Genomic DNA, 13460 nt, shown 5'->3' on the forward strand with positions numbered 1-13460 from the left:
CGCGGGTTGACACGGTGGACGCTCGCCGGTACCTCCGCGACCGGGTGTGCTTACGTGAGCTCGCTGAGCGCGCCCGTGGTGAGCTTCGGGTCGGGCTGGGAGCCGAAGGACTCGACCTCGACGCCGAACGCCTGGGCGATCGACACAAGGATCCGGCTGTTCGTCGTGGGCGAGAACGTCGCGTCGTTCTCGCCGCAGAACGGCGCGTCAGCGGGGCAGTCCGGCCGCAGCTTGATGCGCCGGCCCATCCTGAACTTCCCGTTCGCTCCGCCCGCCAGCAGCGTCGGCACGTTGCGCGTGCTGTGCAGGGCGGGGTTGCCCATGTCGCTCGACGCGTAGATCAGCGTGCTGTCGAGCACGCCGAGCTCGTCGAGGCGCTGCATGAGGCGAGCGATCTTCGAGTAGCTGTAGCGGTTGAACCTCGCGAGCGGGACCCACGTCGCCGGGTTGCCCTCGCCGGGCCAGCCGCCCTTGCCCACCGGCGACGCGTCGTACGTGTGCGCGACCGAGCCGTGGTTGTCCGTCGGCAATCCCAGCGGATTGCCCTCGTACGCCAGGTCGTTCATGAACAGCGTGGCGAAGCGCGTGATGTCGCAGGCGAGGGCCTGGGCCAGGAGATCGATGTGGGCGTCGGTGATGGCGTCGAAGTAGGGCTCGCCGCCGTTGTACTGCTTCAGGCTGGGGAACTTCGATGCATCCGGCTGCGGCGGCAGGGCGCACGCCTGCCCGCCCGCGGCGGGGCCGGCGATCTGCTTCTCCAGCTCGCGGAGCGACGTCAGGTGCTGGTCGAGCTTCTGCTGCTCGGCCGGCGCGAGGCGCGTGCGCAGGCGGTTGATGTCCCCCCGCACGAAGTCGATCACGCTCTGCCCGAGCTCGCGCTGCCGGGCCGCGCGGGCCTGCGCCTCGGGGTCGTCGCCCACGACCAGGCCGGCGAACAGCAGGTCGAACGCCTCGACCGGGTCGATGATCTTCGGCAGGGGCGCGCCGCCTGCCCCGAAGGAGAGCGTCTGCCCGGAGTCCGCTCCGTCCATGCCCACGCCGAGCGCGACGCTCGTGATGCGCGTGTCGGCGCCGAGGCCCTTCTCCACCGCGAGGAACTGGTCGAGCGAGACGTTGAGCGGCTTCTTCCCGTCGATGCGGCTGCCCGTCAGGATGGTGCCGGCCGAGTCGTGCCCGTTGGCGTTCGACAGGTGGTCGATCCCCTCGACGACGAGGATCTTGTCCTTGAAGCTCCGGCCGTAGGTCGCCGGATCGTCGAACGGCTGGAGCGAGCAGTTCTCGTACGCGATGTCGAAGCTCGTCTCCGTCTCGCCGGCGCGCATGGCCCAGTACTCGGCCGAGATGCCGTGGGGGTGGTAGATCGTGACGAACTTGAGCGGCAGCGCCTCGCCGCCCGCCTGGGCGACGGAGTCCCCGAGCATGTTCACGAAAGGGAGCGTCGCGAGCCCCGCGCCCACGGCGCGGAGGAACGAGCGGCGTGTGGACCGGCGATTCACTGGGGCCTCCGATGGCTGAAGAGACTGCTCTTGATGTAGGTGACGAGCGTTTCGACGATCTTGCCCTGCTCTGCTTCCGGCGCGGCTTCCCACGCCCTCAGGAAGGACTCCTCGCTCTCCGCTGCGCCCTTGCCGCTGCGGCCCGCCGAGGCGCGGAACACCTGGCGGGCGAAGCAAGAGCGCACCATCGGGCTCCTGGAGAGAGCCTGCGCGAGGGCGTTGCTGTCGGCGTACGCGCCGTCGATGTCGGCGCCCATCGCCACGGTCACGGCGCTGTCGACCGGGTGTCCGTTGTCGGTTTCGCGGATCTTGCCCATGCCGTCGAATTGCTCGAAGGAGAAGCCGAACGGGTCGATGTGGTCGTGGCACGACCTGCACTCCGCGTCGGTCGAGTGGATCGCGAAGCGGTCGCGCGTCGTCTTGCTCGGATCGGGCACCGGCGGGACGACGTTGATGTTCAGCTCCGTCGGTGAAGGGATGTCGCTGCACGTGACGCGGCGGAGGACGGTCACCCCGCGCAGCACCGGCGCGGTCTCGGTGGCGTGCGCGTAGACTGCGAGGAAGGCGCCTTGGTTGAGGAGCCCTCGCCGGTTCGATAGCGAGACGCGCCCCGCGCCCTGAGCTCCGTAGAACCCCCTGAGCGGCTCGTCGATGACGCTCCAGTCGGCGCCGAGCAGCTCGCCGACCGTGCCGGTGGAGCTCGACAGGACCTCGTTGACGAACGCCTCCGTCTCGATCTCCATCGACGGCCTGACGGCGGCGAACTCGCCGTAGACGTTCGAGTCCTTCGCCGTCATCGCGATCCGGTCGATGCCGAGCCACTCGCGGACGACCCGCACGATGCGATCACGGGCGGCCGACGTCTGGAGCAGCCGGCGCACCTCGTTCTCCCGGCCCTCGGGGGTCGACAGCGCACCCGACGCGGCGGCCTCGAGCAACGGGTCGTCGGGCGGGCCGGCGGTGATGAGGTACGAGAGGGAGCTCGCGAGCTCGTGCGGCGTGAGCTCCAGCGCGGATCCCCCGGAGCCGTCGCCGATCTCGGTCAGGTAGAGGAAGCCGGCCGACTGCAGGACCGCGCGCGCGACGAGCTCGACGCCGTCCGCGTAGGTCGCGCCCTTCGCGCCGACCCGATAGACCGTAAGCAGCCCGTCGATTTCCGCGGTGTCGAGCGGGCGGCGGTAGGCGCGTCCGCCGAACGACCTGATGAAATCGGTGGCGCAGCTCTCCCCCTGCGCGGCCGGGTCCGCGCAGGGAGCGAACTCCGCGAGCTTGCTCTTCACCTCAGCAGCGAGCGCCTCCGCCGAGGCGGCGAGCTGCTTGGCCAGCACCGGGTCGACGCGCTGGGCGTCGTTCACGGTGTAGCCGTCCTGCCGCGAGTCCGGCGCAAAGCCTCCGCTCGGGTCGGCGGTGGTCCTCGTCAGCGCGCGTGCCGAGGCGGCGTACTCGGCGTTGGTCAGGCGGCGGATGCGCGCGGGCAGCAGGCTCACGCTCTCCGTTCCATCCGGCAGCGTGATGCCGTCGCCGTCGCCGCCTGGTCGTGAGCCGTCGCGGTCTCCAAGCTGCCCAGTGCAGCCGGCGATCGCCGCGGCCGCCAGGGCGAGCGTGACCCTGGATCTCCCAAGTTGAAGCAGTCGAAGCATGGTCCTCTTCTATAGTGATGAGGAACTCGCGTGCAATGGCTGCTGTTCCTCGATGCTCGATTTCCACGAGCGCGAAGGCCGGCGCGGTCGCGCCGCCCCGGAGCTCGGGGCCTTCCGCGAGCTGATGAGTGATCGTACGGCAGAATGACAGGAAGCCTGCGCCGTCCGGCGCTGGTCGTCGTCAACTCGGAGTTGACTGTCAATCCGGAGTTGACTGTCAATCCGGAGTTGACTGTCAATCCGGAGTTGACTGTCAATCCGGAGTTGACAGACCCGGCGTTGACAGCGCGGTCACTGGGCGGTGATTGGCCGCCGCGATCCCGCCGGACGGCCAGCGCCCGTCACTCGACATCGTCCGCGAAGCTCTCGAGCCAGCCCTCGATGTCGTCGGCCGGGACGACCAGCGGCCGCGTGGTCGGCTCTGCCGTCGGGTAGCCCCCCACCTCGTCCTGGCTGTTCACGAGCATGCCGCCGCCCGACACGAAGTCTTCGATGATGCGCAGGTCGACCTCATCGCGGTCCCTGGGGCGCGCGCCCGCGTGCGCGAGCACCGCGTCGACGACCGACGCCGCGGGGAGCGCGACGAGGCCGTCGGGCCACACGGGCCTCTCGGGGAGGATGACGACCTCCGGGGAGACGAGCGGCGCCGGTTCACCGCTCGCGTCGACGACGATGTTGTCCTCCAGGTACGCCGAGCCCATCGAGTTGGTGCCCACCATCGGGAGTCCTGGCAGCGTGTCCACGCCGTGCTGCATGTAGTTGCCGACGATGCTGACCCTGGGCGGCTCCGGCGTGATGCCCGAGCTCTCCCACTCCTTGACGACGGGGCCCAGCCGCATCGCCCATTTCCCGGGATTGTAGACGACGTTGTTCACGATCGTCCCCGTCGCGAACCCTTTGAACCAGGGGTTCCTCTCGTAGTTGTGGGCGTAGAGATTGCCGACGACGGTGACATCGGTGCAGTAGTCGTGCACGAGGGTGCCCATCGAGTGCGCGCCCTTCGCGTGCACGGATTCGTGGAGCCCTTCGGCGATGATGTTGTTGCTGAGGATTACGCGGTGCGATGTGCCGGCGGGGCCGTTGAAGCGGGGGCCCGAGACGGACAGGTTCTCGTCCACGCCCCACGCCACCGAGCAATGATCGATCACGATGTTGTACGCGGAAGGGCCGTCGGTCGTGACGTCGGGCTCGAACCCGGACGCCGGCGCGGCGCCGGCGTCGCCCATGCGGAAGCGGAGGTGCTGGATCCGCACGTCGTGCGTGCTGATCCGCATGCCGCCGCGGATCAGCGTGATGCCCGGCGAGGGCGCGGTCTGGCCGGCGATCGTGACGAACGGCTTGGTGATGTCGAGGCGGGCCTTGTTCAGATCGATGATCCCGCCGACCTCGAACACGATGATGCGTCGGCCCGGCGTCTCGATCGCATCGCGCAGCGATCCCGGGCCGTCCGCGTCGAGGGTCGTCACCTTGATCACCGTGCCTACGTCCTCGACGGGTCCCGAGCCGCCTACGCCGCCGGAGCCTCCTGCACCGCCGGAGCCGGCGGTGGCAGAGCCGCCTGCGCCTGCAGCGCCGCCCGAGCCGATAGCGGCCGAGCCGCCTGCGCCGCCCGAGCCGACAGTGGCCGAGCCGCCTGCGCCGCCCGAGCCGACCGTGGCCGAGCCGCCCGTCCCGTCCGGACCTCCCGAGCCGCCTGACCCGCCGGCGCCGCCCGGACCGGTGGTGGCGGAGCTGCTGCCGCCGCCCGAGCCGCCGGCGCCGCCCGAGCCGATGGTGGTTGAGCCGCCGGGGCCGCCGGCCGATCCGCTGGTCGCCGCGCCTCCCTCGGGATCGGTCGAGCATGCCGCGAACATCATGAGCATCGCCAAGGCGGCCGCGTCGGACGCCCGGCGAGCGCAGAGGAATCGAATGTGCACTGGTCTCTCCGTTGTTGAGGCGGACCCAGCTCCGAGGGGTCCGCCTCTGCAGGGAAGCTTCAAAGCCCGATCTTGCCCACGCCCGCGCCGGCCATCACGATCGCCGGGACATCCGCGCTGCTGGCCACCGTGTAGTCGTAGTAGGTGCCCGGCTCGACCACCGGCCCAGCCACCTCGATCTCGTGATTGCAATCGACGAGGGTGTTGTCCCGAGCGACCATGCGGCCAGGGTTGTTGTCCTCGAAGAGCACCCGGCCGGGGTTGTTGACGCTGAAGAAGTAGTTGCCCTCGGCGACCACCCCTGCGTTCCAGGTGGACGCGATGCCATAGCTGTTGTCGTTGTAGTAGTTGTTGTAGACGTGCACGGGCTCGCCGAAGCGGACCCGCGGGTTGCGTTGATCCGAACGATCGAAGAAATTGTGGTGATAGGTGACCCGGAGCCGGCCGACGTCCTGAGGGGCGCCGAGCTCGTCGTGCCCGAGGAGGCAGGTCTTCGTGTGGTCGTAAAAATGGTTCCACGACACGGTGATGAGGTCCGAGCCCCGCTTGATGTCGAGCGCGCCGTCGCCACCGTTCGAGAGATCGCAGTGATCGATCCAGATGTGGTGAGAGAACATCTGGATGTTGATGAGATCGTCCGAGGCCCCGGTGATCTTGAGGTTGCGGATGATGATGTTGTGGACCGCGTCGGGCGGAGGGGAGGTGATGGCGTCGTCCACCGGCAGGCCGATCTTGAGGCCGCCGCCGGTGAGCGTCGCGTCCGCGCCGAGGCCGAGGATCGTCTTGTGGGACGTCACGTCGTGCATGCCGTCGGTGGCGCCGGTGGGCAGCGCGATCGTCCCGGAGACCTGGATGACGTACGGCCCAGGGCGCGCGATATAATCGAGGAGCTCCTCGGTCGTGGTGACCGTGACGACCGGGCCGCCCGCGCCGCCCGTGGTCGTCCTGACGCCGTAGCCCTCCACGCTCGCGAACCCGTCCGGCCCGTCCCCGGGCCCCTGCGGCGCGCCGCCGGCCCCGCCGTGGCCGCTCGAGGTCGTGCCCCCACCGTTGCCGCCCGCTCCGGTGCCAGCGCCCCCGCCGATGCCGGCGCCCCCGCCGATGCCGGCGCCCCCGCCGCCCGCGCCCGAAGAGCTGCCGTGGCCGGCCGAGGTTGCGCCGCCGCCCTGTCCGCTCGCGCTGCCCGGAGCGCCGCCTCCCGTGCCGCCTTGTCCGGCCGCCTCCTCGCTCGGCCCGGGCGAGCTCGCCGCGCCGGAGCAGCCGACCACGACCGCGCAACCCAGGAGGACCAACGAGAGAACAGCGCCTTTCATGAATCCATCCTTCCGAATCGTGATGGGGCGACAAGCAATGTCGGTGCCGCCCTCTCCGAGCCGCCCGCCGACGGACATTCCGGCCTGATGGAAGCCGCGCCGCGCTCGCGGCGCCAAAGCGCTTGTCGCAGCGCGCCGTGAGCTCGCCGAGTCAACCGTGGGTTGACGTGCTTGACGGCGCCGACGCACGCCACGTCAACCGCGCGTTGACCAGCGGCTATCGGCGGGAGCTTCGCCAGCGCCTCATCGACAGCCGCTCACGTCAGCGCCGACCATCTCGGCCACTCCCGCGGAAAAATTCTGAAGCGAACCGCGCCCGTGCGGGCGCGGCGGCGAACGGCACAACGGTTGCGTGTGCGTTTCGCGCCGCGCGTCGCGCAGGAACGACGAGGCGCGCCGCGGGAGCCCGGATGAGGCGCCGCCGGCGAGCGCCATCCATCGATGATCCGACGTCCGCTGCCTCGACGACGGAGAACGCGATGACGCCAGCATCCCCGTTGCGGCAGAGGTGAAGAAGGATGACCTCAAGGAGCAAGTCAGGTCGGACTCTCGTGTTCCCGTTCGCGCTGCTGGCGCTCGGCCTCTGTGCGTGCGGCGGCGACGAAGCCACCCCACGAGCGGTCGACGGCGCCGGCGGCTCCGGGGGCGCGCCCCCGGCCAGCAGCAGCGCGACGGCCAGCAGCGGCGCCACGGCCGGCAGCGGCGCGATGGCCAGCAGCAGCGCGACGACGGGCAGCGGCGCCACGGGCGGCACCGCCGCCGCCAGCGCGGCGAGCGGCACGTCGAGCGCGTCCACCGGCGGTGATCCCCCGACGGATCCGCCGCCGCCCGCGCCCGAGAACGTCCCCGTCGGGTTCGCGTCGCTGAACGGCGGGACGACCGGCGGCGAAGGCGGCACGGTGGTGACGGTCTCGGACGCGGCGTCGCTCCTGGAGGCGATGGCGGGCACCGAGCCGCGCGTCGTCCAGATCTCCGGGACCATCGAGCTGTCCGGCATGAACGACGTGGGCTCGAACAAGACCATCATCGGCCTCGGCGCCGACGCGACGATCGTCGGCGGCGGGCTGTACCTGTACCGGGAGAAGAACGTCATCATCCGGAACATCACGTTCCAGGACGCGAACGAGGACGCCATCGGCATCACCACCGAGACCACGAACGTCTGGATCGATCACTGCACGTTCATGAACGCGGCCGACGGCCTGATCGATATCGTCCGGGAGTCGTCGTACGTGACCTTGTCGTGGAACGTCTTCAGGAACCACCACAAGACGATCCTCATCGGCCACTCCGACGCGGCCTCGTCGGACGCCGGCTTCCTCAAGGTTACCCTCCACCACAACTGGTTCGACGGGACCCAGACCCGGCATCCGAGCGTCCGCTTCGGCGAGGTGCACGTGTTCAACAACTACTATCTCGACAACCTCTCCTACGGGGTCGCGTCGCGCATGGAGGCCGATGTCGTCGTGGAGGGGAACTACTTCTTGAACACGTGGTTCCCGTGTCGGGCGGGATATGCGGACTCCGAGCCGGGGGACATCGTCGAACGCGACAACATCATCGAGACGAACATGCCGCCGCCGCCGTCCGAGGACCCGAACGATCCCCCGCCTCCCGCGACGCCGGTCTGCGAGGCGCGCGGCACGGCGTTCGATCCTGCCGCGATGTACCCGTACGATGCGGACCCGGTGGAGGACGTTCCTGCGCTGGTCATGAGCTACGCGGGGGCCGGCCGGATCTGGGACGAGTAGCGGGGGCCCCGCGGTCGACAGCGGAGATGCCGTTGCCCCTGACGCGGGGCCGATGCGTGGAATCGAGCTCTCCGGCGCTCACCCCTTCCAGCCGGGCGGCGGCTTGGCGAAGCCGGTCTCGGCGGGGAAGGGGCTGGCCGTCTCGCGCTGGTAGAGCCCGTCCACGTCGATCCCGAGCGCCCGCAGACCCTCGCGCTGCTCGTAGCGGATCACCAGCACGGCGGCGGGCTTCGGCGTCGCCCGGTCGAACTGCGTCGACGAGATGCGCGACTCGCGCCGCTCCCCGAAGCTCGTGCCGAGCCCCTGCGGCGCGGCGGGCGCCGGGCCGTACCCCGGCGCCGGGGCCGGCGGCGCAGCAGGCGCCGGGGCTCGCGGGCGCATCGCCGCGGGGGGCGGCGCGCCGCCCGGCGGCCCGCCGAACGACGGCGGCGGCGGTGTGAACGGAGGCGGCGGGGGCGGGGGAGGGGGCGCGAGCTCCTGGAACACCGCCAGGCCGATGACGCCCACGTTGCGGGGCTTGCCGATCTGCGCGGCGTACGACTGCTCGATGCTCCCGAACCGGAACGTCGCGACCTCGGTGTGGCTGATGCGGAATCCGGTGAAATCGAACGAGTCGTGCGGCCGGATCACGATGCCGCGCAGGTCGAACGAGGCGTCCTTGCCGCTCTGCACGTCGAGCCCGTCGACCGAGGGCACGACCTCCACGCGCCCGCCCGTCAGGTTCCGCACGCGCAGCGCATAGCGCTGGCCCGACCGCCCCTCGACGTACGTCGTGTCGCGGTGAACGTACTCCCGCGCCGGCGCGAGCGCGCCGTTCTCCTCGACGAGCAGCTCCACCTCGATGATCCCCTTCAAATCCCGCATCGCGATGCCCCTCTCTCGCGCCCCCGCGCGCCCCGGCGCGGCGGCGAGCGTCGAGGGAATACGTCAACGCGCTCGGCGCGCGCGCGTCAAGGCGACGACACGGATCTCCCGTGATCCTCCTCGAGCGTCCGACATCGTCCGTTGCCGTGTGATTCCAGCGAGCCCGCTCAGCTCGCGGCGGACGCCGCGTCGCGCGCGAGCAGGCTGATGGCCGCGATGCCGCGCTCGGCGTCCTCCTCGCTCAGGAACATGCGCAGCGTCTCGCGGATGGCCGGCAGCGCGCGGTGGAGGTCCTCGGGCGACATCGACCACGGCTCGATGCCCGCGCGCCGGCACGCCCGCACGATGGTGCTCGGCCCGATCACGCTCGAGAGCCCGCTCACCGCGACGACCTGATCGAACAGCGACCCGGCCCCCGGGAACACGCTGCGCGCGCGGCTGCCGGCCCGCGAGCTCGGCGGCGGGAGATCCGGGCTGCTCCCGGCGCGCCGCGCGGCGGCCCCGCCGCCCGCGGCCGGCGCAGGCCTGCTCCGGAACAGGCCCCGCAGCCGCGACCGCAGCATCGTCAGCTCGGGCGCCTTCAGCACGAAGTCGTCGACGCCGATGCGCGCGCCCTCCGCCCGCGTCGCGGCGTCGTCGTGCCCCGTCAGGATGACCACCGGGATGTGGCTCGTGCCGCTCGATTGCTTGATCCGCCGCGCGGCCTCCAGGCCGCCCATCCCCGGCATCAGGAGGTCCATGATCACGCAGTCGACCCCCTCGACGGAGAGCAGGCTCAGCGCCTCCTCGCCCGACTGCGCCGGGATGACGTCGCAGCCGTCCTGCCGCAGGACGTGCGCGAGCGAGGCGCGGTACGTGGGGCTGTCGTCCACGACGAGGATCTTCTTGCCGCTCAGGCCCGATCCGCCGCCCTCCGCCGCGCGGCGCGCGCTGCTGCGCTCGCTCACGAGCTCCATCGCCCGGTGCACGAGGTAGCTCCCGTCGTACGGCTTCCCGACATACTCGTCGGCGCCCATGCTCAGCCCGTGGATCCGGTGCCTCACCTCGATCTCGGTGGACAGGAGGATGACCGGCATGTGCGCGAGATCCTCCGAGGTGCGGATCTCCCGGAGGAGGTCGAGCCCGTCGCCGTCCGGCAGGAGCACGTCGAGGATCACCAGCGAGAACGCCCTCGTCTTCAGGACCTTCTGGGCAAGCGCCTTGGTCTCGCACGCCGTCACCACGAACCCGGCGTCGGTGGTGAGCAGGGTCCGGAGATCCATGCGTATCGTGAGGCTGTCATCGACGATCAGGACGTGCGGCTTCATGGCGATTTCCTCGTGCTCCTGGACAGCGCCAGCAACGTAGGGCCGATGGCCCCTGCGGATAAGATGTGCTGCGCCGCGCCCCGCGCGATGGCCTCCCGCGGCATCCCGAACACGACGGACGACGGCTCGTCCTGGGCGAGGGTCGTCGCCCCCGCGCGCTTCATGGCGAGCATCCCCTCGGCGCCGTCGCGGCCCATGCCGGTGAGCAGGCAGCCGATGGCGCGCTCGCCGACCTCGATCGCGATCGACGCGAAGAGCACGTCGACCGAGGGGCGGCACGAGTGCCGCTCCGGACCGTCGGTCAGGCGGAGCCGCCCCTTCTCGACCACGAGGTGCCTGTCGGGCAGCGCCAGCCTCACGCCGGGCTGGCCGGCGCGCGGGAGCGGCTCGCCGTCGGTCGCGATCGAGACCGGGATCGCGAGCCGCCCGGCCAGCCACTCGGCGAACGCGGGCGCGAACGGCGCGCCGATGTGCAGGACGAGCAGGATGGGCACCGGGAACGACGCCGGCAGCGGGCTCAGCGCCTCGACGATGGCCGACGGCCCCCCGGTCGAGGCGCCCATCGCGATGACCCGGCACCAGCCGTCATCCGCGCGCGCGCCGGCCGGCGCCTCCACGGCGGGCAGGGGGCGCGCGGGCCGGAGCTTCCTGCGCAGGTGCGTGATCACCTTGATGCGCGCGACGAGCTTCACCGCGCTCACGAGCCGCAGATCCCAGGCGTCGCCCTCGGCGCCGGCCGCCGGTTTGTCGAGCACGTCCACGGCGCCCGCGGCCAGCGCGTCGAACGTCCCGAGCGCCTCCCCGCGCTCGAGCGAGGCCGAGACGATGAGGATCGGCGTGGGGCAGTAGGCCATCACGTGCTCGGTCACCGCGACCCCGCTCGCCTTGGGCATCATCATGTCGAGCGTGAGCACGTCGGGCCGGAGCTGCTCGCACAGCGCGATCGCGGCCTCCCCGTCGCCGGCCTCGCCGACCACCTCGATCTCCTGGTCCGCCTCGAGCGCGTCCACGATGCGCCTGCGGACCGTGCGCGAGTCGTCGGCCACCAGCACGCGGATCTTCCGCGAAGGGGTGCGGGGCTCGGCCCGCGGCGCGCGGCTCACGACGGGGCCCCCCGCGCTCGGGCGAGGAGCCCGGCCACCGTGTCGAGCAGCCGCCGCTGGTCGAACTCGCCCTTCACGATGTAGTCGTCCGCGCCCGCATCCCTGGCGCGGCGGCGATCGGCCGCCGACGACAGCGACGTCACGATGACGAGCGGCGTCTCGCGCAGCGCCGGATCGGCGCGGACGCGCTCGGCGAACTGGAAGCCGTTCATCCCCGGCATCTCCACGTCCACGAGGAACAGGCCGTAACGCCGCTCGGCCGCCTTGCGCAGCCCCTCCTCGCCCGAGGACGCGAGATCGACCTCGTACCCGCCGGACTCGAGGATGCTCTGCTCGAGCATCCGGGTGGTGAGCGAGTCGTCCACGACGAGGATCGGCGGCGGCGGGCGCCGCTCGCGCCTCCGCGCGCCGCCCGGGCCGGCCGCGCGCACGAGCTCGACCAGGCCGCGCGGATCGAGGACGAGCACCGGGTCGCCGCGCACGTCGAGGCTCGCCCCGAGCGCCGCGGGCGGCGCCCCCGCCGCCGCGGGGAGCGGCTTCACGACGACGGGCACCGCGCCGAGGAGGCGATCGGCCCCGAGCACCGCCTGCGACGCGCCTGCGCCGACGACCACCGCGCAGCGCGGCTCGCCCTCCGGTTCCGCCGCGCCGAGCACCGCGGCGAGGCGCGCGAACGGCACGAGGCGATCCTCGATCACGATCGCGTCGCGCTCCGGGCCGCGGACGATCGCGCCCGCGTCGAGCCGGAGGGCGTGCCGCGCGGCGTCGAGCGGCAGGAGCGCCGTGTGGCCGCCGTCCTCGAGCCGCAGCGCGGTCACCGACGAGAGGGAGATCGGGACCACGAGCTCGATCGTGGTCCCGCGCCCGGGCTGGCTCTCTGCGCTCGCCGTGCCGCTCAGCTTCGCCGCGGTCTCGCGCACCACGTCGAGGCCGACGCCGCGGCCCGAGAGCGAGGTGATCGCCTCGCACGTGCTCACCCCCGGCCCGAAGATGAGCTCCAGCGCGTCCTCCGCGGTGAGGTCGTACGCCTCCTCCTCGCGGCGGAGCCCCGCGCGCACGACCGCCCTCCGGACCGCGGCCACGTCGACGCCGCGGCCGTCGTCGCTGCAGATCAGGGCGACCCGGCTGCCGCGCTGCTCGACCCGGAGCTGGATCTGCCCGGCGACCGGCTTCCCCGCGGCGCGGCGCGCGGCCTCGGGCTCGATCCCGTGGTCGACCGCGTTCCTCGCCATGTGCAGCGCCGCGTCCCGCAGCGCCGTGATCACCGCGCTGTCGAGCCGGATGTCGCCGCCGCTCGCCTGGAAATCGACGCGCTTGCCGAGCGAGTCCGCCGCCTCGCGCACCGCGAGCTCCACCGCCTCGAGCACGCCGGCGCACGGCAGGAGCTGCAGCTCGCGCGTGCGCGCCTGCGCCTGCCGGAGCTCGGTGGAGAGCCGGTCGATGCCCCGCGCGAGGTCGGCGCGCGCGGCCGCGAGCGCGGCGCAGAGCTCGCGGTAGAGCCCCCCGGCCCGCCGCGCGCCGAGCTCCCCCAGGTTGCGCACCACCTCCTCCGGCGAGCTCACGCTCCCGAGCGCCTCCGTGAGGCGCTCGGCCCGATCGAGCGCCTCCGCGCTGCTCCGCAGCGACTCGAGCTGCACGATCGCCTCGCCGATCTCGTCGGCCAGCGCGCCCACGTGGGCCAGATCGACGCGCGCCACCTCCTCGTGCGCGCTGCGCCGGGCCGGGCGGCCGCGCTCGGGGTCGCAGGGCTCATCCGCGGCGAGGCGGGACACCTCGTCGCGGATGAGCCCGATGAGCCGCATCAGCTCGCCCATGTGCTCCGCCGGGATCGGCTGGCGGTCCCGCCGGAACGGCGTGAGCACGTCCTCGACCGTGTGGGCGAGCTCGGCGATCTTGAGCTGCTTGGCCGCGCCGGCGGCGCCCTTCAGCGTGTGCGCCAGCCGGAAGCACTGGTCGAGCGGCTCCCCCTGGCCGCCCTGCTCCTTGAGATCGAGCAACCTCCACGCGAGCCCGTCCGCGAGCTCCTGGGCCTCCATCCGGAAGTATTTGTAAAGATCGCTCCCCAAGCGG

At 71.9% G+C, this 13460-nt stretch carries 10 protein-coding genes; 2 read left to right on the forward strand and 8 right to left on the reverse strand.

Annotation, left to right across the window (positions count from 1 at the left end):
* Nucleotides 1-50: 50 nt before the first annotated feature.
* Nucleotides 51-1496: a DUF1552 domain-containing protein gene (locus WMF26_RS20280; protein ID WP_438001668.1), complete on the reverse strand. Its 1446-nt coding sequence runs from the start codon at nucleotides 1494-1496 to the stop codon at nucleotides 51-53.
* Nucleotides 1493-3136, reverse strand: coding sequence for a DUF1592 domain-containing protein (locus tag WMF26_RS20285; RefSeq protein ID WP_438001669.1), 1644 nt, complete (start codon nucleotides 3134-3136; stop codon nucleotides 1493-1495). The genes WMF26_RS20280 and WMF26_RS20285 overlap by 4 nt, the downstream gene beginning before the upstream one ends.
* On the opposite strand from WMF26_RS20285, the gene WMF26_RS20290 reads away from it, so the two are divergent.
* On the forward strand, nucleotides 3135-3284 hold the full coding sequence (locus WMF26_RS20290; protein WP_438001670.1) for a hypothetical protein: 150 nt from the start codon (nucleotides 3135-3137) through the stop codon (nucleotides 3282-3284). The genes WMF26_RS20285 and WMF26_RS20290 overlap by 2 nt on opposite strands.
* 193 nt (nucleotides 3285-3477) lie before the next feature.
* On the opposite strand, the gene WMF26_RS20295 is transcribed toward WMF26_RS20290, so the two are convergent.
* A complete protein-coding gene (locus WMF26_RS20295) occupies nucleotides 3478-4992 on the reverse strand; it encodes a pectate lyase family protein (protein ID WP_438001671.1) in 1515 nt (504 codons plus the stop codon).
* 119 nt (nucleotides 4993-5111) lie between these two features.
* On the reverse strand, nucleotides 5112-6365 hold the full coding sequence (locus WMF26_RS20300) for a pectate lyase family protein (protein ID WP_438001672.1): 1254 nt from the start codon (nucleotides 6363-6365) through the stop codon (nucleotides 5112-5114).
* A 518-nt stretch (nucleotides 6366-6883) separates the two neighbouring features.
* On the opposite strand from WMF26_RS20300, the gene WMF26_RS20305 reads away from it, so the two are divergent.
* Nucleotides 6884-8116: a pectate lyase family protein gene (locus WMF26_RS20305; RefSeq protein WP_438001673.1), complete on the forward strand. Its 1233-nt coding sequence runs from the start codon at nucleotides 6884-6886 to the stop codon at nucleotides 8114-8116.
* 78 nt (nucleotides 8117-8194) lie between these two features.
* Here WMF26_RS20305 and WMF26_RS20310 read toward each other — a convergent pair whose 3' ends face one another.
* From WMF26_RS20310 to WMF26_RS20325, 4 genes are all read right to left on the reverse strand, one after another.
* The gene (locus tag WMF26_RS20310) at nucleotides 8195-8980 is read right to left on the reverse strand and encodes a hypothetical protein (protein ID WP_438001674.1); all 786 of its coding nucleotides are present in this window, start codon (nucleotides 8978-8980) and stop codon (nucleotides 8195-8197) included.
* 167 nt (nucleotides 8981-9147) lie between these two features.
* The gene (locus WMF26_RS20315) at nucleotides 9148-10287 is read right to left on the reverse strand and encodes a response regulator (protein WP_438001675.1); all 1140 of its coding nucleotides are present in this window, start codon (nucleotides 10285-10287) and stop codon (nucleotides 9148-9150) included.
* Nucleotides 10284-11390 carry a chemotaxis-specific protein-glutamate methyltransferase CheB gene (cheB, locus tag WMF26_RS20320; protein WP_438001676.1) on the reverse strand — a complete coding sequence of 369 codons (1107 nt, stop codon included), beginning with the start codon at nucleotides 11388-11390 and terminating at the stop codon, nucleotides 10284-10286. The genes WMF26_RS20315 and cheB overlap by 4 nt, the downstream gene beginning before the upstream one ends.
* Nucleotides 11387-13456: a hybrid sensor histidine kinase/response regulator gene (locus WMF26_RS20325; protein WP_438001677.1), complete on the reverse strand. Its 2070-nt coding sequence runs from the start codon at nucleotides 13454-13456 to the stop codon at nucleotides 11387-11389. Before WMF26_RS20325 ends, cheB begins: the two co-directional genes overlap by 4 nt.
* Nucleotides 13457-13460: the final 4 nt, after the last annotated feature.

The organism is Sorangium sp. So ce185 (genome assembly GCF_051526825.1).
Classification (GTDB): Bacteria; Myxococcota_A; Polyangia; order Polyangiales; family Polyangiaceae; genus Sorangium; species Sorangium cellulosum_D.

Coding starts and splice junctions, on each gene's coding strand:
- WMF26_RS20290 (WP_438001670.1), top strand. CDS start 3,135: ATGGTCCTCTTCTATAGTGATGAGGAACTCGCGTGCAATGGCTGCTGT.
- WMF26_RS20285 (WP_438001669.1), bottom strand. CDS start 3,136: ATGCTTCGACTGCTTCAACTTGGGAGATCCAGGGTCACGCTCGCCCTG.
- WMF26_RS20295 (WP_438001671.1), bottom strand. CDS start 4,992: ATGATGTTCGCGGCATGCTCGACCGATCCCGAGGGAGGCGCGGCGACC.
- WMF26_RS20300 (WP_438001672.1), bottom strand. CDS start 6,365: ATGAAAGGCGCTGTTCTCTCGTTGGTCCTCCTGGGTTGCGCGGTCGTG.
- WMF26_RS20305 (WP_438001673.1), top strand. CDS start 6,884: ATGACCTCAAGGAGCAAGTCAGGTCGGACTCTCGTGTTCCCGTTCGCG.
- WMF26_RS20310 (WP_438001674.1), bottom strand. CDS start 8,980: ATGCGGGATTTGAAGGGGATCATCGAGGTGGAGCTGCTCGTCGAGGAG.
- WMF26_RS20315 (WP_438001675.1), bottom strand. CDS start 10,287: ATGAAGCCGCACGTCCTGATCGTCGATGACAGCCTCACGATACGCATG.